Genomic DNA, 22,113 nt, shown 5'->3' with positions numbered 1-22,113 from the left:
CTCAGGCTCCGGCCGCGACCTCGAGGCCGTGCTCCTCGACGATCTCCGCCAGCCCGCCGACGTAGCCACGGCTGACCGCCGTGAACGCCCAGCCCTCCCCGTCGTCGTCGCGGGCCAGCTCGCCCAGGGTCATACCGGCGCAGCGCGCCGGCCCGATGGGGAAGCCGTAGCACAGCAGCTCGCCGCCGCCGGATTCCAGCAGCCGGATGTGGGGCCGGCGCACCATCGCGAGGTCCTGGCCGCGCGCCTCTGCCTCGTGAATGGAGAGCGTGAACAGCACGCGGCTGGCGCGCGCCTGCGCCTCCAGCCACGGCAGCTCGATCGCGAAGCGGGCCTCCGGCTCGGCGTCCGTCAGCCGGATGCCGTGCTTGCGCCTGCCGGGGTTGTTGTAGAAGACGAAGTGGTCGTCCGACAGCAGCTGGCCTTCCCCGTCGACCACCAGCGCGCTGGCGTCCACCTCCATCTCGACGCCGTCGGGCACGCCCCAGTCGACGCCGACGGTGAAGTTCCCCACGCCCGGCAGCACGTCCTCCAGGCGCATCCGCTGCCCGGTGGCCAGCGGCAGCCGCCCGCCGCCGGGCTGCGGGCAGCTGGCGAGCAGCACCGCCCGGGGGTCGACCCGCGTCGGCTGGTACGCGCCCGAGCTGGTGAGCGAGCCGGCGGGCAGCCGGGCCGTGGCCGCCGAGGCTGCCGTGGCCGCCACGGCCGCCGAGCCCACCGTGGCCGCCGATGCCGCCGTGGTCACCGACAGCTCGCGCAGCCGCTCGGCGGTCTCCGCGGCGTTGCGGGGCCGCCGCTCCGGGCGCTTGGCGAGCAACGCCGTGATCAGCTCGTCCCAGGCGCGCGGCAGCTCGGGGCGCAGCGAGCTCGGCGGCGGCGCCTCCTGCTCCATCTGCTGGCGCAGCAGCTGGTAGAGCGAGTCGCCGTGGAAGGGGGGACGGCCGGTGGCCAGCGCGTACAGCACGCAGCCCAGCGAGTACAGGTCGCTGCGGGCCTCGACGGTGCCGCCCTCTATCTGCTCGGGCGACATGTAGGCGGGGGTGCCGACGACCACGCCGGTGGAGGTCAGGCGGGCGTGGTCGCTGGACTCGGCGAGGACGGCGGCGATGCCGAAGTCGAGGACGCGGGCCAGGCCGTCGGGCTCGACCATGACGTTGGCCGGCTTGAGGTCGCGGTGGACGACGCCGGAGGCGTGGGCCACGGCCAGGGCCCGGCAGATCTGCTCCCCCCAGCGGGCCACGTCGGCCAGCGGCGGCAGCTCGGCGGCCAGCACCTGGTCGAGCGAGCGGCCGGTGAGGCGTTCCATCACCAGGTAGAGGACGGACTGCCCGTCGAAGCGGCCCTCGCCCACGTCGTGGACGGTGACGATGTAGGGGCTGGAGAGCGCGGCCAGCAGCTTGGCCTCGCGCTCGAAGCGGTCGGCGAGCCTCGGGTCGCGCCCCATGGTGCCGGTGCCGATCCCCGCGCCGACGACCTTCACCGCCACGCGCCGCTCCAGCCGCAGGTCCAGCGCCTCCCACACGCTGCCCATGCCGCCTTCGCCCAGCAACTGTCCGATCCGGTACCGGCCGTCCAGCACCTGGTGCTGCTGCTCCCCGGACATCCCGACGAACCCCCTTCCGTCGAGCCAACTGTAAGGGGCGGGGGCGCGACACGGCACAGATCGGGGGGTCGGGGTGGGGGCCATTGTCAGACCCCCTGGTTACGGTGGACCACACCGAGGGGAGACCGAGATGAACACCACGACCACCACCACCGAGCCTCCCGTGGAGGCCGAGCTGGAGCGGCACCGCGCCGAGCTCACCGGGTTCTGCTATCGCATGCTGGGCTCGGCGTTCGAGGCGGAGGACGCCGTGCAGGAGACCATGGTCCGCGCCTGGCGGGCGTACGACCGGTTCGAGGGGCGCTCCTCGCTCCGCTCCTGGCTGTACCGCATCGCGAGCAACGTCTGCCTGACGATGCTGGACGGCAGCAAGCGCCGGGCCCGGCCGATGGACCTGTCGTCCCCGGTGTCGCCGGGCTCGGCGTCGCTGAGCCCGCCGCTGCCGGAGACGGCGTGGGTGGAGCCGATGCCGGACACCCGCGCGCTGCCGAGCGACCCGGCCGAGCGGGCCGAGACGCGCGACTCGGTGCGGCTGGCCCTCATCGCGGCGCTCCAGCACCTGCCGCCCCGGCAGCGTGCCGTGCTGATCCTGCGCGAGGTGCTGAGCTGGCGGGCGAGCGAGGTGGCGGAGCTGCTGGGCACCTCGGTGGCCTCGGTCAACAGCGCCCTGCAGCGGGCGCGCGCCACCTTGTCGGCCACCGGCCTGACGGGGGCCGCTTCCTCTGACGCGCCCGGCTCTGACGCGCCCGGCTCCGACACGCCCGGCCAGGCGGCGCTGTCACAGGACCACAAGGAGCTGCTCACCCGGTACATCGACGCCTTCGAGCGCTATGACATGGAGTCCCTGACCTCACTGCTGCACGAGGACGCCACCCAGTCCATGCCGCCATACGACCTGTGGCTGCGCGGGCCGGCCGATATCCGCGGCTGGATGCTGGGCCCCGGCATAGCCTGCCGCGGCTCCCGGCTCATACCGACGTGGGCGAACGGCTCCCCCGCCTTCGCGCAGTACCGCGTGGCGTGGGACGGCGGCGGCGGGTACATGCCGTGGGCGATGCAGGTGCTAGAGATCACCGGGGGCCGGGTCAGCGACATCACCGTCTTCCTCACACCCGAGGCCCAGAAGTTCATCGAGACCAACGAGGGACGGCTCGCCGCCGACGCCGCCGCGCCCGACACCCCGCACTTCTTCCCCCTGTTCGGCATGCCGCCCCGGCTCGACTCGTAAGAGGTGACCCAGACCGACCCACTCCATCAGATCCTTGAGGCGCCGCGGCACGTTCGTGAAACGCACGGGCCGGGGGCCCGCGGTGAGGCGTATCCGTGCCAGCAGGTCCAGCGCGGCGGCGCTAGCCGGGCCCAGCTCCTGGGCGTCCACCACGACCGTCGTCGCCTCGCCGTGACCGGCGAGCTGCTCACGCAGGCGCGCCACCACGCCGGGCACGTCCTTCCGCTCGACCGGTCCTCGCACCACGAACACGACCTCACCTCCGCCCTCGCGCGACGCCACGGCGATCACCTCCACATGTTCTGACCGTCCGTCGCCGCGGAACTCATCGGCGAGCCCCGAACGGCTAGAGCGCGTCCCGCGATCCGGCCGCGCCGCGGGAGGGGATCACCCCGGCGGCGAACGCCTTGTTGACGGCGTCGATGCGGGAGACCGCGTCCAGCTTGCCGAAGATGTTGCGCAGGTGGCGTTTGACGGTGCCCTCGGTGATGTTGAGCCGGACCGCGATCTGACGGTTGCTCAGCGCCTCGGCCACCAGCGAGATGACCTCGATCTCGCGGTCGGACATTCCCCTCTCCGGCCGGGCGTCGCCGCCGGCCTCGTCCGGCTCGGCGGGTTCGGGGATGGACACCACGATGCGGCGGTGCCCGGCCAGCACGCTGAGGATGGCGTCCACCAGCTCGTCGGAGCGGGCGGCCTTCGACACGTACCCGTGGGCGCCGTGGCGCAGCATGTGCTGGGCCAGCGGCAGCTCGCCGTACATGGTGACGATGACGACCTTCGACCTGCGCGACGCCGCCAGCACGCGGCGCAGGGTCAGCGCCGGGTCGCTCTTCGGCATGCTGATGTCGAGGAGGATCACCTCCGGCTGGAGGCGGGCCGCGAGGGTCACCACCTCCTCGCCGTCGCCCGCCTCGCCGACCACCGCGAACTGGTCGGTGGCCAGGAGCATTTCCCGCATGGTCTCGCGGATGAGGACGTGATCGTCGGCGAGGAGGATGCCGATGCGCCGGGGGTGCCGTGCGGCCCGCATCACCTCTCCCTCAGGGGTATCGACACCTGGACACGGGTCCCGTCGCCCACCGCGCTCAGCACCTCGCACGTGCCGCCGAGCAGCGCGGCCCTGTCGCGCATGGCCCGCAGGCCGTACCCGGTGGAGAAGGGCTTCGCGGCGGCGAAGCCCTTCCCGTTGTCGGCGACCTCGGCCGAGACCTCCTGGTCGAGGACCGCCACCGAGATCCGGACGCGGTCGCCGCCGGAGTGGGCCACGGCGTTGCGCAGCGCCTCGCAGATGATGAGGAAGATCTCCTTGCGGTTCGTGTCGGGCAACCGCCAGTCCTCGCCGGTCAGGGAGAAGTCGACCTCCATCGTCTCCGGCTCGATGTGCTCGGCGAACATCTTCAGCGCCTCGAAGAGGCCGATGAGCGGGTCCTGGCCGCGCAGTTCGCACAGCACGTCCTGGATGTGGCGCATGGCCTCGGTGAGGGCGCGCCGGGTCTTGAGGACCTGCTCGTCCACTCTGTCGCGGTCGTCGCGGCGCGCCATGGCGTTGTCAGCGTGGCGCATCGCGAGGGTCACGCTGTTGCCGATGTTGTCGTGGATGTCGCGGGCGAGGCGGCGTCGCTCCACCATGCGGATCTCTCCGATGGCGTCGAGCGAGTTGGAGTCGTAGAGCCGGGCGAGGAACCTGATGCGGTTGCTGACGCTGCGCGCCAGCGACGATGTTGCCGTGGTGAAAACCGCGTGCGTGCTTCCGGTGTCAAGAAGTGCCTGGCATATTTCGGAGGTCGCCTTCTCCAGAAAGATGTGAGACGCCAGCACATAGTCCATGGGATGGAGATTCATGGCCGTGAACTTGTCGACCATCTGATCCAGCTGAGGCAGATTGCCCGTGTCTAACAGCACCTGCCCGGCCTCGACACTGCGAACGCAGTCGGAGATGGCGTTACTCGCCTGCCATAGGCAGCCTCTTCGGATCTGGTCCTCCGCGATGAGCGGCGATCCGATCTGGAATAGCTCGTTCTCGTACGCGCTCAGGATCGATGGGCGACGAGATTCCACCGCCTCGGCGGCCTCGGTCGCCGACGCTACCCCGTGTACCACAGCAAGCCCCCTGCCTGTGCTGTTGTGCGTAGTTGTGCGTGGTTCTCGATGTTCCGATTACCGGACGGTCATATCCAGTAGTTAATCGGGAATCGGGGTCGCCTCACCCCCTGGTGGGAACCAGCATACACCTGAGTCCTCCTCAGTTCCTCCACACTTTGTAGCAATCCCATGACTGTGCGGAAACAAGATTGGACAACTCGATACCTCATTGGAGGCATGCGGAGAGTCGTTCGATGCGTCTGCGTTGTCCCTCCCACTCGGCGACTGCTACGCATTGAACCAGGCATCACAGCCAGGAGGGGAATCATGATCAAATTCGGCGTGCTCGGGCCGCTTGAGATCCACACCAGCAACGGCGCATACGTGCCGCGCGGCCCGAAGGTCCGCACCGTGCTGGCGCTGCTGGTGGCGCGACGCGACCAGGTTGTCGAACTCGGCACCATCGCGGAAGAGCTGTGGGGAGCCCGATTGCCGCGCAGACCCATGACCACCTTGCGAACTCACGTCTACCACCTCAGGGCCATGCTGGAACGCGACTGCCCGGTGCCGGTCGGCGCAGGGCTGCTGGCGACCATGCCCTCGGGGTACATGCTGCGCGCCCAGGCCGAGCAGATCGACGCCGAGGTCTTCGCGCGGACCGTCGATCGGGGCCGGGCCGCGCTGGGGAGGGGCCAGGCGTCCGAGGCGGCCACGCTGCTGCACGAGGCGCTGGAGATGTGGCGGGGGCCGACGCTCACGAACGTCCCCGCCGGGCCTGTGCTCTCCGGCTACCTCACCTACCTGGACGAGCTGCGGCTGCGCACGCTGGAACTCCGCATCGACGCGGACATCATGCTCGGCCGCCACCGCGAACTCGTCCCGGAGCTGCGGAACCTGGTGGCCGCTCACCCGCTCCACGAGTACTTCCACCTGCGGCTCATCGAGGCGCTGCGGGAGTCCGGCCGACGCTCGGAGGCGCTGGCCGCCTACCGCGCGCTGCGGGCGCTGCTCGTGCGCGAACTCGGCATCGACCCCTCGCCCGAGGTGGAGCGGCTGCACAGCGAGTTGCTCGCGCTCCAGCCGGCCGCGGCCGCCTGACACGCCTGTCAGCCGGGCGCGGGCCGATCGGCCCGTTCCAGCACGATGACGGGGAAACGCCGGCGGGTGCGCCGCGCGAAGTCGTCGAAGACGGGGTGCTGGTCGGCGTGCCGGCGGAAGAGGCGGTCGCGCTCGGCGGGGTCGGTGACCGGGCGGGCGATGAACTCCGCCCGCTCGGCGCCGACCTCGGCGACCACCCGGGGGGTGGCCAGGAGGTTGAAGTACCAGTCGGGGTTGCTGTCCATGCCGCCCCGCGCCGCGACGACCACGATCCGCCCATGGCCGTGGCCGCCATCGACGCCGTCGCCGCCGCCGTCGACCGTGTAGTACAGCGGCGTCAGATGGCCGCGGGCGCTGCGCGATCCCGTCGTGTGCAGCAGCAGCACGAGGTGCCCGTTGTCGATGAGCGACCCGTCGCCGATCCGGCCGCCGCCCTCGCGCAGCGCCCGCACGATCCGTTGGTTGTAGGCATGCGCGCGCTGCCGGGCGGCAGCCCGCGCGACCTCCACGTCACTGGCCATGCGACCAGCCCAGCACATCCCGGGGCGCCGCGGCAGCGCGATGCCTCCAAAGACACAACACAAGAAGAGCAAGAAGACACAGCCACCACAACGGAGTTGATCGATGACGAACGACGGCACGGGAGCTACGGGAGCTACGGGAGCGGTCATGCGGGCGGCCATCGCCGAGGGCGGCGGCGCGGACGGGGTCCGCGTGAGGGAGAGGGACCGGCCCTCGCCGTGGCTCGGCGAGGTGCTGGTGGAGGTCAGGGCCGCCGGTGTCAACCCGGCGGACCGGCGGGTGAGCGTGGGCGGCGGCCTGCCGGTGAGCTACCCCTTCCCGCTTGGCTGGGAGATGTCGGGCGTGGTGCGGGCCGTCGGCCCGATGGTGACGCGCTTCGCGCCCGGCGACGCGGTGTGCGGCCTGGTGCGCTTCCCGCACCCGGCGGGCTGCTACGCCGAGTACGTCACCAGCCCGGCCCGGCACCTGGTGGCCAAGCCCGCGGCCCTCGGCCACGCCGAGGCGGCGGCGCTGCCGCTGGCCGGGCTGACGGCCTGGCAGGCGCTGGTGGACATCGCCCGCGTCGAGCCCGGCCAGCGCGTGGTGGTGACGGCGGCGGCCGGCGGGGTCGGCCACCTGGCGGTGCAGCTCGCGGTGGCGCTGGGAGCCACGGTGACGGGCACGGCGAGCGCGGCCAAGCACGAGTTCGTGCGGAAGCTCGGCGCGGCCGAGGTCATCGACTACACCACGACCGACGTGGCCGAGTCCGAGGCCGTGTCGGGGGCCGACGTGATCCTCGACCTGCTGGGGGGCGAGGAGACGGCCCGGCTGCTGCCCGCGCTGCGACCCGGGGGCACGCTGGTGCGGGTGGCGGGCGGACCGCCGCAGCCGATCGCGGGCGCGGACGGGCGACGCGGCGTTCCCATGCTGGTGGAGCCGGACCACGCCGAGCTGGCCCGGCTGGCCGAACTCGCCGCCGGGGGCGCGCTGAAGGTGACCGTGACGCGGACGCTGCCGCTGGAGCGGGTGGCCGAGGCGTTCGAGCTGATCGCCACGGGCCACACCACCGGAAAGATCGTGCTCGAGGTGGCGTGAGGTGGCCTGAGGTGGTGTGAGCTGGCCTGGCTGTGAGCCGCTACGCCCGGCACCCGCCCGGCGGCGTCCGCCCGGCGGCGTCGGCTCACTCCAGGCGCAGCCCGTTGACCACCGCGTCCAGGGTGCGTTCGATGACGGCGGGGCGGTGTTCCCGACGCAGCGCGCTCAGCGGTCCGTCGAGCAGCAGGGTGGCGAGGCCATGGACGGTCGCCCAGGCGGCCGTCTCCCCGCCCTCCCGCAGCTCAGGGCTGAGCCGCCCGGCCGCGACGAGGGTGTCGAGCACCTCGTGCAGCAGCCGGAAGGTGTCGTACTCCCGCACGCTCTCGGCGGTGGCGTCGCCGTGGGTGTGGCAGAAGCACGAGCGGAACAGGCCGGGCTCGGCGAGGGCGAAGGTGACGTACCCGCGGGCGATGGCGCGCAGGCGGCGCACGGCGTCATCGCCCTCGTCGGGCAGCGGCTCCTGCGCCGCCAACGCCGTGACGATCGCCTCGTCGAGCGCCCGCTGGGACCGCTGCTTCACGGCGCGCAGCAGGTCGGCGTGGCTGTCGAAGTGCCGGTACGCCGCAGCCGCGGAAACGCCCACCCGCCGGGCGGCCTCGCGCAGCACGACGGCCTGCGGCCCGCCCGAGGCGGCCAGCTCGACGGCGGCGTCGGTCAGCGCGTTGTGCAGGTCGCCGTGGTGGTAGGCGCCCTTGCCCGCGCCCTTGGCGCCCCGACCGTCCTGGCTGCGCACCGCCGTCGTCACGCCCACCAGTGTACGGCCGGCCTCGGGCCCAGCCCCGGGCCCAATCTCGGACCGAATCTCGGACCCAACCTCAGGCGCAACCTCAGAAGCGGATGGCGTACTTGAGGCGCTTGCGCCGCGAGACCGGGTTGGACTCCTCCTGCTGGCGGGCCCGCTGCTCCAGCTTCTCGCGCTGCCGCTTCACCGACTCCTCGGCCATGGCCACGGCGTCCTCCAGCGGCATGACCAGCGGCAGGTCGAACAGCTCGACGATCCGCCCGACGCGCTCGGCGAGGCTGCCGCGGACCACGTGGTGCGGGATGCCGATGTCCTGGACCGTCTCCAGCAGCAGCCGGTCGGCCAGCTTGCGGAACTCCTCGGAGACCGGGCGGTGCCCGTCCTGCTTGATGTGGAGCTCGACCGGCAGGTGGATGAAGGCGTCGTAGTAGTTCCTGGCCCGGTTCTTGACGACGGTGCCCCAGGCGTCCATGGTCTGCCTGACCATCGGCTTCAGCGGGATCCCGGCGATCTCGCGGGCCATGCGGCTCCACCGGTTGGCCTGCGGGTTGATGCCGACGCGCATGCGCACGTGGCCGTAGACCCACTCGTGGATGACGGAGCCGTCGGCGACGAACGACCCGGTGCGTTCCATCGCGGCGGCCTCGTGGTGGATGCGCTCCTCCATGCGCCGGAATCCGATCACCATCAGCTCCGACGCCGACAGCTGGTCGAGGCGCCTGCCCGGCAGCAGGTCGTGCAGGATGTCGCGGGCGGTCAGCGCGTGGGTGCGGGGGATGCCGGTGGCGATCGCGATCGCCTCGGTGGTCGTCGTCTTGCCGGTCGAGTAGGTGCCGGAGACGGCGAGCCTGATCTGTCGTTCCATCGGCTGTGTCCTGTGTCCTCGTCGGTCCTTGGTCGGTCGCTCTGTCGCTCTGCTGGTCTGCTGGTCTGCTGGTCGTTCGTCAGGCGTCGTCAGGCGTCGTCAGGCGGGCAGCCTGTGGGCCATGGAGGAGCGCGCCTGCACGCTCTGGAAGTCGCCGGTCATGTCGGCCTTGCGCCACTGCCCGTCGCCGGTGTCGAGGAAGTCGCTGCGCTCGCGGTGGACCGCCAGCGGCAACGCCTCGCCGAGCGGGGCGTCCGGGCGGTCGCAGGTCATCGTCAGCCTGCGCATCCACAGCGTGTTGCTCTGGCCCCGGCTGAGGTTGTCCTCGTGGTAGATGAGGAGCTGGGCGAGCTGCGCCAGGGCGAGGAAGCAGTCCACCATGGTGCGCGAGGGCTGGTACGCGGCGCCGAAGCCCTCCCGGGAGACCCGCGCGTCCGCGATCGCGGCCACCGCCCGCACGTGGCTGCCGTCGGGCGCGAGGTCCACCTCGCGGATGTCGTGGTCGCGGGCGCGGAAGCCGTCGCCGTAGTAGCGGTCGGCGGCGTCGCCGAGGACGTCCTCGGCCGTGTCGTACCAGGCGTCGTCGAAAGCCCGGTCGCCCAGGTCGTGTTCGACCTCGCACGCGATGCGCATTCCGCCGACGCCGATGTCGAAGGTGGACACCGCGGGCCGCACGAGCCCGTGACGCGGGCGGGTCTCGCGGAGCACGGCGGTCACGGGGAAGCTGGCCAGGGACTCCTGGGGGCGGCCCCCGGAGCGCATCACGAAACGCCGCAGCCAGCAGGCGCGCCGCTGCTCGGGGGTGAGGCGGTGGGCGTGGGTCAGGTGGATCTCCGCGAGCTGAACGCCGATCACCATGGCGTCCACGGAGGACAGGTGGGGGCGCAGGTCCATCGCGGCGTTCTTGCGCGACCAGTCGGCGGGGTACGTGACGGCGGCGGTCGCGGCGACCTGGCCGGCGCCGTGTTCCCCGGGCCCCACGGCTATTCCGGTCAGCCGCTGGCTGACGCGCTTGAACCCCTGGCTGAAGTAGCGCTTTCTGCCGTCGCCCAGGAAATCGTCGATCGAGGTGAACCTCAGCGCTGTCGTCACCCTTTTTCGCCTCCGGTTCTTCGGTGACCACGTGATTCCTTTTTCTTCTGGGCTCATCCTGGCGGCGGGACATCAAACCGCCGTCAATTTCCGATGGAAGATGGACGAGGGAAGGCGGGAGACGGGAGATGGAGAGGAAACGGCCCCGGCCCGCCTTCCTGCTGGTCATACAGGAGGGCGGGCCGGGGGTCTGGGGGCGGCGACGTCGGCGACGTCGCCGACGTCGGCGGCCTCAGCTCAGCGGCGTCCGGAGGCCACGGGCCGCTTGGGCGGCCCGGCATCGCCGCTCCCCGCTGCCGGGGCCGGCGGCGGCGCGGCCTCCTCCGGTGCCTCCGACAGGCCGAGGCGGGCGTGCACCGGCTTGAGCGGGCCCGGCAGCCACCAGGCCGCCCGCCCCAGCAGCGCCAGCGAGCCCGGCACCAGCACGCCGCGGATGAGGACGGCGTCCAGCAGGATCGCGAGCCCCGCGCCGAGGCCGAACATCTGCACGAAGTTGATGGAGCTGGTGCCGAAGGCGAGGAAGCTGACGGCCAGCAGCCCGGCGGCCGTGGACACGATCCGCCCGGTCCTGGACAGCCCCTGCTCCACCGCCTCCCGGTCGCCGAGACCGGCGTCGTGCATCTCCTTGATCCGGGCGATGACGAACACCTCGTAGTCCATGGCGAGTCCGAAGACGACGCAGAAGATCAGCACCGACATGGCCGAGTCCGTCGGCTGGGGGGTGAAGCCGAGCAGCCCCGACAGGTGGCCCTCCTGGAAGACCCACACCATGGCGCCGAGCGTGGCGACCAGTCCGAGCCCGTTGAGCAGCAGGGCCCGCAGCGGCTGCACCACGCTGCCGGTGAAGAGGAAGAGCACCAGGAAGGTGATGAGCACGATCACGGCCAGGGCGAGCGCCAGCCGGGAGCCGATGGCGTCGCGGGTGTCGATGAGCTCGGCGTCGGTGCCGCCGACGAGGAGCGTCGTCGCCTCGCCGCCGCCGGGGTCGCCGGCGTTCACCTCCATCGCCCGCAGGTCGCGGACGAGGTCGGTGGCCTCGTCGGACTTGGGCGTCAGGTCGGTGGCGACGGTCAGCCACTCGGCGTCGTCGCTGCCGCGCTCCGCCGCGGGCCGCGCGCCGGGCACGGCCTGGCCCGAGGCGTAGACCCCGCCGCTGGTCTCGACCTGGACGACGCCGGGCCGCTCGGAGATCCGGGTGGCGAGGTCGGCGAGGGCCTCGTCGGACAGCCCGGTCGTGGTGACCACCTCGATGGCGCTGTCGTCGAAGCCCTCGAAGTCCTCCCGCAGGGTGGTGCTGACCTCGCGGCTGGCCACGTCGTCGCGCAGCACCCGCTCGTCGGGCGTGCCGAACTGGACGCCCAGCAGCGGCGACGCCGCGACCAGCAGCACGGCGGCGACCGGCAGCACGGCCAGCAGCGGGCGCCGCGCCACGCCGCGGGCGAGCCTGCCCCAGAACGGGGCGTCGCCGCCGCGGATGCCGGTGACCCAGGGCAGCTTGCCGGCGTTGATCCGGTGCCCGAGGAGCGCCAGCAGCGCGGGGACGACGAAGAGGGCGGCCAGGGCCGCGATGGTGACGACGCCTATGCCCGCGTAGGCGAAGGAGCGCAGGAAGTACAGCGGGAAGAGCAGCATCGTGGCGAGCGAGGCGGCGACGATGGCGGCCGAGAAGACGATGGTGCGGCCCGCCGTGCGCACGGTGTTGACCAGGGCGTCCTCGACGCTGTCGCCCGCCGTGAGCCGCTCGCGGTAGCGGGCGACGATCAGCAGGGCGTAGTCGATGCCCAGGCCGAGGCCGAGCGCGGTGGTGAGGTTGGCGGAGAAGATCGACACGTCGGTGACGCTGCCGAGGACGCTGAGCAGGCCGAAGGTGCCGACGATGGCGAGCAGGCCGATGGCCAGCGGCAGGGTGGCGGCGACGACGCTGCCGAACGCCGCGAGCAGGAGGATGAGCGTCAGCGGCACCGCGATGGCTTCGGCGATGGCGAGGCTGGTCATGACGTTCTCGAAGATGTCGCGGTTGACGCCCTGCCAGCCGCCGAAGGTCACCTCGGCCGCGCCCAGCGAGCCCTCGTACTCGTCGTGGAGGTCCTGGGTGTGCTCCAGCGCCTCGTGCTCGTCGCCGGCGACGTGGGCGGTGACGACGGCGTAGCGGTCGTCGGTGGACTTCAACGCCCGCGCGCCGGTGGACCAGTAGGAGACGACGTTGCTCAGCTCCGGCTCGGCGGCGAGCCGCTCGGTGAGCCGCTCGCCCGCCTCGCGCACGGCGGGCGAGTCCACCGAGCCGCCGCCGCTGCCCTCACCGGCGTCCTCTCCGGCGCCCTCGCCGGCGCCCTCGGTCGCCTCGACGAGGAAGACGATGTTCGCCTGCCCGCCGAACTGGGAGTCGATCAGCTCGGCGGCCTCGGTCGAGGGGGCCTCGGGGTCGAGGAACCCGCCGACCTTGAGCCGCTCCATCGCGCCGGTCGCCAGCACGCCGGCGACCGCGACCACGAGCCCGGTGATGATCAGCAGCAGCCGGGCCCGCCGGAAGGCGAGGCGGCCGAGCCAGGTGAACATGATGAGCGTCCCCCTCGGGATGCCGGAGTCGGTGTGGATGGTGTGCGTGGTGTGCGTGGTGTGCACGGACGAGATCGGTGAGCGAGCCGCCTGGTGGGCATGAGCCGCCAGGATGTGAACGCTGACAACATCCCCGCGAGCTCATCGTATCGGCGATGCTCACACTGTCAACATTGCCCCGTGGTGGGGCGGTTGTCGGAATGTCAGGGGCGTCAGGGGCAGTCAGGGGCGTCAGGAGTCGGCGGAGCGCGCCTCGCGCACCACGGCGCAGCCCACGTTCCCGTCGTGGCCGACGCTCGTGACCAGGCCGATGCGCTGTCCCCCCGGGTGATCCCCGTCCCCCCACACGGCGAGCAGGGCCGCGAGCTGCATGGCGCCGCTCGCGCTGTAGCAGTCGCCCAGCGCGTCGGCGACCCGGATCACGGCGCGGCCGCCGGCCGCCGGGAGCACGCGGGCCAGTGCGCGCTCCTCGATGCGCCGAAGCGCCACCTGGTGGCCGCTGCCCGCCGAGACCACGTCGACCCGGGCGGGGTCGACCCCGGCGCGCGCCAGGGCCCGCTCCAGGCACCGGGCCAGCCCGTCGGCGAGGCTCACGCGGTGGTTCAGCGCGCCGCCGTAGTACGCGACCTCGGCGGCCAGCACCTCGGCGAGCGCGCCGCGGGCGCGTTCCGCCGGGCGGTACGCCGAGGGCTCGACGACGAGGAACCCGCCGCCCTCGCCGAGCGCGGCGTCCGGCAGCAGGCCTCCCACCCGGTGCCTGCCCCAGGCCACGGCCGGGGTCAGCTCCTCGACGCCGCCCACCAGCAGGCGCCGCGCCCGCCCCCGCGCGAGCGCGGTGCGGGCGTACCGCAGCGCCGCGATGCTGGAGACCTGGCCGCCCGCCACCGTGGCGTTCAGGCCGCGCAGCCCGTTCCAGATCGCGATCTGGCCGGCACAGCTGTTCATGACGGTGTTGGGGAACGCCGAGGGGTCCACGAGGTACGGCTTGGGCTGCACCAGCGTGTCCCGGGCGACGGCGGTGAGGCTGCGCAGGCTGCCGGTGCTGGTGGCCAGCACCACGCCCGTCTCGTCGTCGCCGGCATCCACGGCCTCCCCGCCGTCGCCGCGCCCCTGAAGCGCCAGCCGCGCGGCGGCCAGGCCCAGCGTGCTGAAGCGGTCGAGCTTCCTGGTGCCCTTGCGCCCCAGGTAGTCGCGGATGTCGAACGCCGGCACCGGCCGCAGCGGCCGGGGCGGGAACTCGCCGACCGGGTCGGCGGCCGGCTCGGACGCCGCCGTGGCGCCGCCGTCCCTGAGCGCCGCCGCCAGCGCCGCGAGGCCGGGCCCGGCCGCGGAGAGAACCCCGCAGCCGGTGATCGTCATGGTCGTCGTCGCAGGCGCCGCCGCTGCCCTCGCCGCTGCCGTCGCCGTCGCAGTTGCCGTTGCCGTCGCCGTTGCCGTGGCTGTCATTCCGCCACCTTCCCGAAGATGGTGATCGCGTTGTTGCCGCCGAACGCGAAGCCGTGGTTCTGCGCCACCCGAGGGCTGGCCGCCCGGGCCGTGCCCGGCACGCAGTCCACGCCCGGGCCGAGCTGCGGGTCGACGGCGCGCACGTTCGCGGTCGGGGGCAGGAAGCCCTCCTGGAGCGCCTTGCAGCACATCACCGCGCCCAGGCCGCTCGCCGCGCCCATGGTGTGGCCGATCATCGACTTGATGGAGCTGATGGGCGGCAGCCGGTCGCCGAAGACCTGCCGGGCGGCGGCGATCTCGGTCGCGTCGTTGGTGGGCGTGCCGGTGCCGTGGGCGCAGATGTAGTCGATCTCCTCCGGGCCCACGCCCGCGTCGCGCTGCGCGAGCCGCATGCACTCGGCGATGCTCGCCGCGTCCGGGTTCACCATGTGCTTGGCGTCGCAGTTGACGCCGTACCCCAGCAGCTCGGCGTACGGCCGCGCGCCGCGCGCCAGCGCCGCCTCCAGGGGCTCCAGCACCAGCGCGACGCCGCCCTCCGCCGTCAGGATGCCCTCCCGCTCGGCGTCGAACGGGCGGCAGACGTCCGGGGAGAGCGCGCCGAGCTGGTAGAACCCGGCGTGCGTCGCCCGGTTCACGGCGTCCGCGCCGCCGGCGATCATGATGTCCGCCTCGCCGCCGCGCACCAGGTCATAGGCGTAGCCCAGCGCGAAGTTGCTGGCGGAGCAGGCCGTCGGCACCGTCTGCGCCTCGCCGGTCAGCAGCAGCTCGCTGTTGACGGCGTTGGCGATCTGACTGGCCGGCAGCTGCGCGATCAGGTCCGGTTCGAGGCTCTTGAGGCCGTCGTCCAGGGCCGACTCCACCAGCTCCTGGAGCACGGTGGACTCGCCGCCCGTCGTGCCCATCACCGAGCCGGCCTCGGCGCGGGAGAGCGCGTCCGGGTCGAGCCCGGCGTCGCGCACTGCCAGCCGGGCGGCGACCGCCGCGAACTGGGCGCTGCGGCCCCAGTCGCGGGCGTTGATGTTCTCCAGCCACTCGCCGGGCGCGAAGCCGCGCACCTCGCCCGCCATGGTGACCGGGAAGCCGCCCGCGTCGAAGCTGCTGATCGGCGACGTTCCGGTGCGCCCGCCACGGATCGCGGCGCTGAACGCGGCCACCCCGACGCCGACGCTGCTGACGACGCCGATGCCGGTGACCGCGACGCGGGCTCCCGCCCCGCCGCCGGATGCACCGCCGGGTGCACCGCCGGATGCGCCCACCGTCACCTCACCGCCTCGCCGTCGACGTGCGCCTCGACGACCCCGAAGGTGGCGGCGAGGTTGGTCATCTTCTTCAGCTCAGTCTTGGGGACGCGGACGCCCAGCTCCTTCTCGACCCGGCTGACGATCGTGATCAGGGAGAGCGAGTCGGCGTCGTACTCGTCCACGAAGTGGCCCTCGTCGTTGAGCTCCCCCGGCTCGACCTCCAGCTCGGCCATGACGATCTCACGTATCGCGTCGCGCATCGCGGGAATATCCACGGGGGCGTCAACGGTGGTCAGCTGTTCCGCCATGAGATGTCACTCCTCCATTGCTGCGGCTTTGTTCTTGGCGCTGCCGACGCTAACCAGCCGCTCGCCGAATTCACCAGCGGAATTCCCCTTAAGTGACACGCATTGACGCCGCATTGACCTCGCTTTGATGTGCGCCCAGCAGCGTCTGGCGGCAACGGGAATTCAGCGGCAGTGCACAGGGAGGCATTCAGTGAGCCGTTCCGTCCTCATCACCGGCGGCAGCAGGGGCATCGGCCTCGCCGTCGCCCGGGAGTTCGCCGAGGCGGGCGACAAGGTCTCGGTCACCTACCGCACCGGATCGCCGCCCGACGGGCTGTTCGGCGTTCGCTGCGATGTCACCGACCCCCGCTCCGTCGAGGCCATGTTCGACGAGGTGACCGCCCAGCACGGTCCGGTGCAGGTGCTGGTGTCGAACGCCGGCATCACCCGCGACAACCTCTTCCTCGGCATGGACCACGAGGACTTCCACGAGGTGCTCGACACCAACTTCCTCGGCGCGGTGCGGGTCGCCCGGCGCGCCCTGCTGGACATGGCCAGGGCCCGGTGGGGGCGGCTGATCTTCATGGGCTCGGCCGCCGGCATGATGGGCGCGAGCGGGGTGAGCAACTACGCCGCCTCCAAGTCGGCCATGATCGGCTTCGCGCGCTCCCTGGCGTACGAGGTGGCGCGCCGCAACGTGACCGCGAACGTCGTCGCGCCCGGCCTGATCGACACCGACCTCGTGGCCGACCTCAGCGACGGCCGCCGCGCCGACATCCTCGGCGCCACGCCCATGGGGCGGCCCGGGCGGCCCGAGGAGGTCGCGCCGCTGGTGCGCTTCCTCGCCGGCGAGCAGGCGAGCTACATCACGGGCGCGGTCATCCCCGTCAGCGGCGGCTACGGAATGGGGTACTGATGAACGCACCGACCAACGCCCCCACCGCGCCGATGAAGACCGGCTTCGCGGCGATCTCCGTCTCCCCGGCCGAGCTCGGCGGGCTCGCCGGCCGCCTGGAGGAGGCGGGCTACGACGAGCTGGTGGTCTCCGAGACCCGCCACGACCCGTTCCTGAGCCTGACCGTGGCCGCCGGCTCCACCTCGCGCATGGCGCTGCGCTCGGGCATCGCCGTCGCCTTCGCCCGCAACCCCATGTCCACGGCGATGCTGGCCAACGACCTCCAGCTCGTCTCACAGGGCCGCTTCACCCTGGGCCTCGGCACCCAGCTCAAGACGCACGTCACCAAGCGCTTCAGCATGCCGTGGGCGCGCCCCGTGGCCCAGATGCGGGAGTACGTGATGGCGCTGCGGGCGATCTGGCGCAGCTTCGAGACGGGCGAACGCCTCCGCTTCCGCGGCGAGTTCTACCGCCACACGCTGATGGCGCCGTTCTTCAACCCCGGCCCCAACCCGCACGGCTGGCCGCCCGTGGTGCTGGCCGGGGTGGGCGAGGCGATGACGGAGATGGCCGGCGAGGTGGCCGACGGCTTCGTGGTGCACAACATCAGCACCCGCCTCTTCCTTGAGGAGGTGACGCTGCCCGCGCTGCGGCGCGGCCGGGAGAAGGCCGGGAAGCCGATGGACGGCTTCGAGCTCCACTTCACGCCGATGATCGCGACGGGCCGCACCGAGGAGGAGTTCGAGCGGTCGGTGGCCAGCACCCGCGCCCAGATCGCGTTCTACACGGCCGCGCCCACCTACGAGCGCATCCTGGAGCTCCACGGCCTGGGCGGGGTGCGCGACGAGCTGCACCGGCTGGCGGCCGAGGGCAGGACGGACGAGATGCCGTCGGTCATCGACGACACGGTGCTGCGCACCTTCGCGTTCGTCGGCGAGCCGGCCCAGGTGGCCCGGGCGCTGCACGAGGAGTACGCCGGGATGGCCACCACGATGGGCTTCTACGAGCCCAACGTCACCGATCCGCAGCGCTGGCTTCCGCTGGTGAGCGAGCTGCGCCTGCTGTCGGCGCCGGCCCCTGCCCCGGCAGCGGCTTGACCCACCGGCCCCAGTGCGGCTGCCGCTCGTAGCCCCGGGCGGCCCAGGCGTGGTGGGCCTGCTCGTTGGCGTGGAGCACCATGGCGTCCGCGCGGCGCCCGCCGAGCGCGGCGAAGCGCCGCTCGGCCGCCGCCAGCAGGGCCGTGGCGACGCCCTGCCGCCGGCGTTCGGGCGCCACCGCCAGCCGGTAGAGGTGGCACCGCCAGCCGTCGAACCCCGCGATGACGGTGCCCACCAGTTCGCCGTCCCGCTCGGCCAGCAGCAGCGCCTCCGGGTCGCGCGCCACCAGCCCGCGCACGCCCTCGATGTCGTCGCTGACGCTCACTCCCTCGGCCGCGCGCTTCCAGAACGCCAGCACCGCCTCGGCGTCCCCGGCCCCGGCGGCCCGTATGTGCACATCACTCATGCCCCCCATCCCACCACGCGCCCGCGCACCTCGCCGAAGTCGAGGCCGCGGGCGGTGATGGTGACCTCGTCGCCGTCCTGAAGGAACGCCCGCTCGGCGCCGCCGGGTAGCGTCAGCGGCTCGGCGCCGTTCCACGACAGCTCGATGAGCGAGCCGCGCTCGTCCCGCCCCGGGCCGCTGACGGTGCCGGAGGCCAGCAGGTCGCCGGTGCGCAGCCAGGCGCCGTTCGCCGTCAGGTGGGCGAGCTGCTGGGCGGCCGTCCAGTACATCGCGGCGAACGGCGGCCGGGAGACCACGTGCCCGTTGAGCGCCACCTCCAGCCGGATGTCCAGGCCCCACGGCGGCTCGGCCCCGGCGTCGTCGAGGTACGGCAGCGGGCGCGGGTCGCGGGGCGGCGGCGGCACGCGGGCGCTCTCCAGCGCGGCCAGCGGCACCACCCACGGCGAGATCGAGGTGGCGAAGGACTTGCCGAGGAACGGGCCCAGCGGCACGTACTCCCACGCCTGGATGTCGCGGGCCGACCAGTCGTTGACCAGGCACACGCCGAACAGGTGCCGCCCGGCCTCGGCCAGCGGCACCGGGCGGCCCGGCGCCGAGGGCGTGCCGACGACGAAGCCGAGCTCGGCCTCGAAGTCCAGCCGCCGCGAGGGCCCGTACGCCACGCTCCCGTCGGCCGCCCGGAGCTGGCCGCACGGCCGCGTCACCGGCGTTCCCGAGACGACCACCGTGCCGGCGCGGCCGTGGTAGCCGATGGGCATGTGGCGCCAGTTCGGGGTGAGCGGGTCGGTGCCGGGGCGCAGGATGCGGCCGAGGTTGGCGGCGTGGTGCTCGCTGGCGTAGAAGTCGACGTAGTCGGCGACGGCGAACGGCAGCCGCATCCGGGCGGCGGCGCGCGGCACGAGCAGCTCGGGCGCGAGGTCGCCCCCGCCCGGCTCGACGAGCCACCCGGTCACGGCCGCGCGCACCCGCGCCCACGCCTCGGGCCCGGCGGCGAGCAGCGGGTCGAGCGTGCCGGCGGCGAAGAGCGCGGCGTGCTCGGGCAGCAGCGAGGCCGAGGCGGCGGTCAGGTCCAGCACGGTGTCGCCGCGGGCGACGCCGACGCGGGGGCGGCCGGGCTGGTCGGCCGTGGTGAAGCTGCCGTAGGGCAGCGTCGGCTCCACCGGCACTAGAAGTTGCCCCGCCGCGCCTGCTCCCGCTCGATCGCCTCGAACAGCGCCTTGAAGTTGCCGACGCCGAAGCCGAGCGAGCCGTGCCGCTCGATGAACTCGAAGAAGACCGTGGGCCGGTCGCCGAGCGGCCGGGTGAAGATCTGGAGCAGGTACCCGTCCTCGTCGCGGTCGACGAGGATGCCGCGCCCGCGCAGCTCGTCGATCGGCACCCGCACGTGCCCGATGCGGGCGCGCAGCTCGGGGTCGGAGTAGTAGGTGTCCGGCGTCGGCAGGAACTCCACGCCCCGCGCCCGCAGCGTGTCGACCGTGGCGAGGATGTCGTTGGTGGCCAGCGCCAGGTGCTGTACGCCGGGGCCGGTGTAGTAGTCGAGGTACTCGTCGATCTGCGAGCGCTTCCTGCCCCGCGCCGGCTCGTTGAGCGGGAACTTCACCCGGTGGTCGCCGTTGGCCACCACCTTGCTCATCAGGGCCGAGTACTCGGTGGCGATGTCCTCGCCGACGAACTCCGCCATGTTGGTGAAGCCCATCACCCGGTTGTAGAACGCCACCCACCGGTCCATCTGGCCCAGCTCGACGTTGCCCACCACGTGGTCGAGCGCCTGGAAGAGCCGCGCGGGCTCGCCGGTCGGCTCGCGCGCCTCGTAGCCGGGCAGGTAGGGGCCGGCGTAGCGGGAGCGCTCCACGAGGCTGTGCCGGGTCTCGCCGTACGTCGCGATCGCCGCCAGCCGCACCGTGCCGTGCTCGTCGCCCACCTCGCGCGGCTCCTCGAGGATCCGCGCCCCCCGCGCCCGCGCGTGCGCGACGCAGCGGTCCACGTCCGGCACCTCCAGCGCGATGTCGACGACGCCGTCGCCGTGCCGCCGGTGGTGGTCGAGCAGCGGACTGGCCGGGTCCACGCCGCCCTTGACGACGAAGCGGACGGCGCCCGAGCGCAGGACGTACGCGTGGTGGTCGCGGTTGCCGGTCTCGGGCCCCGAGTAGGCGACCAGCTCCATGCCGAGGACCGCCTGGTAGTACAGGGCGGCCTGGGTGGCGTTGCCGACGACCCACACCACCGCGTCCCAGCCGGAGACCGGGAACGGGTCGCCCTCGGCGTCGTGCTCCACGAGCCCGACGAGCTGCCGCAGCTGCTCGGCGTTCAGCCGCGCCGCCTTCTCCTGCCCGGTGAGTCGCATGCCTTCCGCGCCGCTCATGTGACCAGGAGAGCGCGCCCCGCCTGACTGCGCAACAATGGCGCGTCCTTCTGGTAGCGCTGTCCAGATCGCGGGCCGGATGCCCGCATCTGCTGGACAATCCGACCAGTTGCCGCCAGCTGCCGACCATGTGCCGCCAGTCGCCGCCGGTTGTTGAGGAGACCCCATGCCGCCCGTGCCCTACGCCCTCGACTCGCTCGACGTCGACCTGCTGCGCGCGCTGGCCGCCGGCGGCCGGGCCGGGATCCTGGAGCTGTCCCGGACGCTCGGCGTGGCGCGCGGCACCGTCCAGGCCCGGCTGGAACGCCTGGAGCGGGCGGGCGTGGTGACGGGCTACGGCCCGGACGTGGACGTGGCCGCCGCCGGCTTCCCGGTGCGGGCGTTCGTCACCCTGGAGATCGCGCAGGGCGCCCTGGACAGGGTGGCCGACGAGCTCGCCGCCATCCCGGCCGTGCTGGAGGCGTACGCCACGACCGGCTCCTCGGACGTGATCTGCCGCTTGGCGGCCTCCTCGCACGAGGACCTCCAGCAGATCCTGCTGAAGCTCAACCGCTCGCCCGGCATCGCCCGCTCCACCAGCGTCGTCGTGTTGTCGACGGTGGTGGCGCCGCGCACCCTGCCGCTGCTGGCCGAGCACCCGCGCTCCGGGCCGCGCCGGGCCCCGGCCTACCGGGAGGAGTGAGCGGCCGCGTGCCGGGCGGCCAGGTCGACGTAGTGCTCGGCGTTGACCCGGACGCGGTCGCGCTCCTCGGGCGCCAGCTCGCGCCGCACCTTGCCGGGCACGCCGGCGACGAGCGAGCCCGGCGGGATCTCCGCGCCCTCCAGCACCACCGCCCCGGCCGCGATCAGGGAGCCCTCCCCGACGCGGGCGCCGTTGAGCACGATCGCCCCCATGCCGACGAGCACGTCGTCGCCGATGGTGCAGCCGTGCAGCACCGCCCGGTGCCCGACGCTCACGCCCTCGCCGACGACGGTCGGGAAGCCGTAGTCGGTGTGGAGGACGCAGCCGTCCTGGATGTTGCTGCGCGCCCCGAGGGTGATGCTGTCCATGTCGGCGCGCAGCACCGCGCCGTACCAGACGCTGGCCCGCGCGGCGACGCGCGCGTTGCCGACGAGCACCACGCCCGGCGCGATCCACGCCTCGGGATCGACGCGGGGGCGGGCGCCGCCGAACTCGACGATGGCGGGCGACGCGGCGTTCGGTGCGGCGCTGTTCGGTGAGGCGTTCGGTGTGCCGTTCGGTGTGCCGTTCGATGCGGGAGTCGTCATGCGGACATCCTCCCTCGGGTGCCTCGCGCGGTGGAGATCAGTCCACCTGGGCCTCGTAGATGAGGATCTCGGTGCCGGCCGTTTCCTCGCCGTCGTCGGGCGCGGCCCACATGCGCAGCGTGCCGCCGCCGCCGGTGGTCGGCCCACCTGACGCACCGCCTGGACGACGGGCTCGTCCTGCGACTGCGGGTGCGACTGCGGGTGCGACTGCGGGTGCGAGGACGGGCCTGCCCGGCGGCGGTGGG

21 protein-coding genes and 1 pseudogene are annotated in these 22,113 nt (G+C 72.9%); 6 read left to right on the top strand and 16 right to left on the bottom strand.

Annotated elements, in window-relative coordinates; translation table 11 throughout:
• Position 1: 1 nt before the first annotated feature.
• On the bottom strand, positions 2 to 1,603 hold the full coding sequence (locus ACTWQH_RS05510) for a protein kinase domain-containing protein (RefSeq protein WP_443285187.1): 1,602 nt from the start codon (positions 1,601 to 1,603) through the stop codon (positions 2 to 4).
• Positions 1,604 to 1,733: 130 nt separating this feature from the next.
• On the opposite strand from ACTWQH_RS05510, the gene ACTWQH_RS05505 reads away from it, so the two are divergent.
• Entirely contained in the window at positions 1,734 to 2,831 is a 1,098-nt protein-coding gene (locus ACTWQH_RS05505) for a sigma-70 family RNA polymerase sigma factor (RefSeq protein WP_443285186.1), read from the top strand.
• Positions 2,832 to 2,900: 69 nt separating this feature from the next.
• On the opposite strand, the pseudogene ACTWQH_RS05500 reads toward ACTWQH_RS05505, so the two are convergent.
• The 3 genes and pseudogenes from ACTWQH_RS05500 to ACTWQH_RS05490 all read right to left on the bottom strand — a co-directional run.
• Positions 2,901 to 2,981, bottom strand: a pseudogene (locus tag ACTWQH_RS05500) (hypothetical protein); the annotation flags it as partial.
• 196 nt (positions 2,982 to 3,177) lie between these two features.
• Entirely contained in the window at positions 3,178 to 3,864 is a 687-nt protein-coding gene (locus ACTWQH_RS05495; RefSeq protein WP_443285185.1) for a response regulator, read from the bottom strand.
• Positions 3,864 to 4,661, bottom strand: a complete 798-nt coding sequence (locus ACTWQH_RS05490; protein ID WP_443285184.1) for a sensor histidine kinase — start codon at positions 4,659 to 4,661, stop codon at positions 3,864 to 3,866. The genes ACTWQH_RS05495 and ACTWQH_RS05490 overlap by 1 nt, the downstream gene beginning before the upstream one ends.
• A 582-nt stretch (positions 4,662 to 5,243) precedes the next feature.
• Here ACTWQH_RS05490 and ACTWQH_RS05485 point away from each other — a divergent pair.
• A complete protein-coding gene (locus ACTWQH_RS05485) occupies positions 5,244 to 6,014 on the top strand; it encodes an AfsR/SARP family transcriptional regulator (RefSeq protein WP_443285183.1) in 771 nt (256 codons plus the stop codon).
• A gap of 8 nt (positions 6,015 to 6,022) precedes the next feature.
• On the opposite strand, the gene ACTWQH_RS05480 is transcribed toward ACTWQH_RS05485, so the two are convergent.
• Entirely contained in the window at positions 6,023 to 6,535 is a 513-nt protein-coding gene (locus tag ACTWQH_RS05480) for a nitroreductase/quinone reductase family protein (RefSeq protein WP_443285182.1), read from the bottom strand.
• A gap of 148 nt (positions 6,536 to 6,683) precedes the next feature.
• Here ACTWQH_RS05480 and ACTWQH_RS05475 point away from each other — a divergent pair, with 148 nt between their 5' ends.
• Positions 6,684 to 7,610, top strand: coding sequence for an NADP-dependent oxidoreductase (locus ACTWQH_RS05475; RefSeq protein WP_443285326.1), 927 nt, complete (start codon positions 6,684 to 6,686; stop codon positions 7,608 to 7,610).
• 85 nt (positions 7,611 to 7,695) lie between these two features.
• Here the strand turns inward: ACTWQH_RS05475 and ACTWQH_RS05470 are convergent, their stop codons facing one another.
• The 7 genes from ACTWQH_RS05470 to ACTWQH_RS05440 form a co-directional block, all read right to left on the bottom strand.
• On the bottom strand, positions 7,696 to 8,355 hold the full coding sequence (locus tag ACTWQH_RS05470) for a TetR/AcrR family transcriptional regulator (protein ID WP_443285181.1): 660 nt from the start codon (positions 8,353 to 8,355) through the stop codon (positions 7,696 to 7,698).
• A gap of 82 nt (positions 8,356 to 8,437) precedes the next feature.
• The gene (locus ACTWQH_RS05465) at positions 8,438 to 9,217 is read right to left on the bottom strand and encodes an AAA family ATPase (RefSeq protein WP_443285180.1); all 780 of its coding nucleotides are present in this window, start codon (positions 9,215 to 9,217) and stop codon (positions 8,438 to 8,440) included.
• A gap of 99 nt (positions 9,218 to 9,316) precedes the next feature.
• On the bottom strand, positions 9,317 to 10,309 hold the full coding sequence (locus ACTWQH_RS05460; RefSeq protein WP_443285179.1) for an AvrD family protein: 993 nt from the start codon (positions 10,307 to 10,309) through the stop codon (positions 9,317 to 9,319).
• A 237-nt stretch (positions 10,310 to 10,546) separates the two neighbouring features.
• Positions 10,547 to 12,865, bottom strand: a complete 2,319-nt coding sequence (locus tag ACTWQH_RS05455) for an MMPL family transporter (RefSeq protein ID WP_443285325.1) — start codon at positions 12,863 to 12,865, stop codon at positions 10,547 to 10,549.
• Between the two features lie 231 nt (positions 12,866 to 13,096).
• Complete coding sequence (locus tag ACTWQH_RS05450; RefSeq protein ID WP_443285178.1) at positions 13,097 to 14,224, bottom strand: beta-ketoacyl synthase N-terminal-like domain-containing protein; 1,128 nt, start codon at positions 14,222 to 14,224, stop codon at positions 13,097 to 13,099.
• Positions 14,225 to 14,307: 83 nt separating this feature from the next.
• Positions 14,308 to 15,567 (bottom strand): beta-ketoacyl-[acyl-carrier-protein] synthase family protein, encoded by a 1,260-nt coding sequence (locus tag ACTWQH_RS05445; RefSeq protein ID WP_443285324.1) that lies wholly within the window; start codon positions 15,565 to 15,567, stop codon positions 14,308 to 14,310.
• A gap of 2 nt (positions 15,568 to 15,569) precedes the next feature.
• The gene (locus ACTWQH_RS05440; RefSeq protein WP_443285177.1) at positions 15,570 to 15,860 is read right to left on the bottom strand and encodes an acyl carrier protein; all 291 of its coding nucleotides are present in this window, start codon (positions 15,858 to 15,860) and stop codon (positions 15,570 to 15,572) included.
• A gap of 190 nt (positions 15,861 to 16,050) precedes the next feature.
• On the opposite strand from ACTWQH_RS05440, the gene fabG reads away from it, so the two are divergent.
• Together fabG and ACTWQH_RS05430 are read left to right on the top strand one after the other, a co-directional pair.
• Positions 16,051 to 16,755, top strand: a complete 705-nt coding sequence (gene fabG, locus ACTWQH_RS05435; RefSeq protein ID WP_443285176.1) for a 3-oxoacyl-ACP reductase FabG — start codon at positions 16,051 to 16,053, stop codon at positions 16,753 to 16,755.
• Positions 16,755 to 17,831, top strand: coding sequence for a TIGR03617 family F420-dependent LLM class oxidoreductase (locus ACTWQH_RS05430; protein WP_443285175.1), 1,077 nt, complete (start codon positions 16,755 to 16,757; stop codon positions 17,829 to 17,831). The genes fabG and ACTWQH_RS05430 overlap by 1 nt, the downstream gene beginning before the upstream one ends.
• Here ACTWQH_RS05430 and ACTWQH_RS05425 read toward each other — a convergent pair.
• The 3 genes from ACTWQH_RS05425 to hppD are packed head-to-tail and all read right to left on the bottom strand — an operon-like array spanning position 17,749 to position 20,599.
• Complete coding sequence (locus ACTWQH_RS05425; RefSeq protein ID WP_443285174.1) at positions 17,749 to 18,246, bottom strand: GNAT family N-acetyltransferase; 498 nt, start codon at positions 18,244 to 18,246, stop codon at positions 17,749 to 17,751. The genes ACTWQH_RS05430 and ACTWQH_RS05425 overlap by 83 nt on opposite strands.
• The gene (gene fahA, locus ACTWQH_RS05420) at positions 18,234 to 19,397 is read right to left on the bottom strand and encodes a fumarylacetoacetase (protein ID WP_443285173.1); all 1,164 of its coding nucleotides are present in this window, start codon (positions 19,395 to 19,397) and stop codon (positions 18,234 to 18,236) included. The genes ACTWQH_RS05425 and fahA overlap by 13 nt, the downstream gene beginning before the upstream one ends.
• 5 nt (positions 19,398 to 19,402) lie before the next feature.
• Positions 19,403 to 20,599, bottom strand: a complete 1,197-nt coding sequence (gene hppD, locus ACTWQH_RS05415; RefSeq protein ID WP_443285172.1) for a 4-hydroxyphenylpyruvate dioxygenase — start codon at positions 20,597 to 20,599, stop codon at positions 19,403 to 19,405.
• 166 nt (positions 20,600 to 20,765) lie between these two features.
• Here hppD and ACTWQH_RS05410 point away from each other — a divergent pair, with 166 nt between their 5' ends.
• Positions 20,766 to 21,281: an Lrp/AsnC family transcriptional regulator gene (locus ACTWQH_RS05410; protein ID WP_443285171.1), complete on the top strand. Its 516-nt coding sequence runs from the start codon at positions 20,766 to 20,768 to the stop codon at positions 21,279 to 21,281.
• Here the strand turns inward: ACTWQH_RS05410 and ACTWQH_RS05405 are convergent.
• Entirely contained in the window at positions 21,266 to 21,868 is a 603-nt protein-coding gene (locus tag ACTWQH_RS05405) for a gamma carbonic anhydrase family protein (RefSeq protein ID WP_443285170.1), read from the bottom strand. The two genes, ACTWQH_RS05410 and ACTWQH_RS05405, sit on opposite strands and share 16 nt — an antisense overlap.
• Positions 21,869 to 22,113: the final 245 nt, after the last annotated feature.

The sequence above is a fragment of the Streptomyces sp. 6N223 genome, from assembly GCF_052246635.1.
In the GTDB taxonomy this organism is placed as follows: domain Bacteria; phylum Actinomycetota; class Actinomycetes; order Streptomycetales; family Streptomycetaceae; genus Streptomyces.
Note: the sequence above shows the minus strand (reverse complement) of the source record. Positions and strands in the feature narration are given on the sequence as shown.

Bases quoted from the DNA above. Each gene is read 5' to 3' on its own strand.
- ACTWQH_RS05490 (WP_443285184.1), bottom strand. From the start codon at position 4,661: ATGGACTATGTGCTGGCGTCTCACATCTTTCTGGAGAAGGCGACCTCC.
- ACTWQH_RS05475 (WP_443285326.1), top strand. From the start codon at position 6,684: ATGCGGGCGGCCATCGCCGAGGGCGGCGGCGCGGACGGGGTCCGCGTG.
- hppD (WP_443285172.1), bottom strand. From the start codon at position 20,599: ATGAGCGGCGCGGAAGGCATGCGACTCACCGGGCAGGAGAAGGCGGCG.
- ACTWQH_RS05450 (WP_443285178.1), bottom strand. From the start codon at position 14,224: ATGACGATCACCGGCTGCGGGGTTCTCTCCGCGGCCGGGCCCGGCCTC.
- ACTWQH_RS05440 (WP_443285177.1), bottom strand. From the start codon at position 15,860: ATGGCGGAACAGCTGACCACCGTTGACGCCCCCGTGGATATTCCCGCG.
- ACTWQH_RS05480 (WP_443285182.1), bottom strand. From the start codon at position 6,535: ATGGCCAGTGACGTGGAGGTCGCGCGGGCTGCCGCCCGGCAGCGCGCG.
- ACTWQH_RS05465 (WP_443285180.1), bottom strand. From the start codon at position 9,217: ATGGAACGACAGATCAGGCTCGCCGTCTCCGGCACCTACTCGACCGGC.
- ACTWQH_RS05495 (WP_443285185.1), bottom strand. From the start codon at position 3,864: ATGCGGGCCGCACGGCACCCCCGGCGCATCGGCATCCTCCTCGCCGAC.
- ACTWQH_RS05405 (WP_443285170.1), bottom strand. From the start codon at position 21,868: ATGACGACTCCCGCATCGAACGGCACACCGAACGGCACACCGAACGCC.
- ACTWQH_RS05425 (WP_443285174.1), bottom strand. From the start codon at position 18,246: ATGGGGGGCATGAGTGATGTGCACATACGGGCCGCCGGGGCCGGGGAC.
- ACTWQH_RS05410 (WP_443285171.1), top strand. From the start codon at position 20,766: ATGCCGCCCGTGCCCTACGCCCTCGACTCGCTCGACGTCGACCTGCTG.
- ACTWQH_RS05485 (WP_443285183.1), top strand. From the start codon at position 5,244: ATGATCAAATTCGGCGTGCTCGGGCCGCTTGAGATCCACACCAGCAAC.
- ACTWQH_RS05430 (WP_443285175.1), top strand. From the start codon at position 16,755: ATGAACGCACCGACCAACGCCCCCACCGCGCCGATGAAGACCGGCTTC.
- ACTWQH_RS05455 (WP_443285325.1), bottom strand. From the start codon at position 12,865: ATGTTCACCTGGCTCGGCCGCCTCGCCTTCCGGCGGGCCCGGCTGCTG.
- ACTWQH_RS05505 (WP_443285186.1), top strand. From the start codon at position 1,734: ATGAACACCACGACCACCACCACCGAGCCTCCCGTGGAGGCCGAGCTG.
- ACTWQH_RS05510 (WP_443285187.1), bottom strand. From the start codon at position 1,603: ATGTCCGGGGAGCAGCAGCACCAGGTGCTGGACGGCCGGTACCGGATC.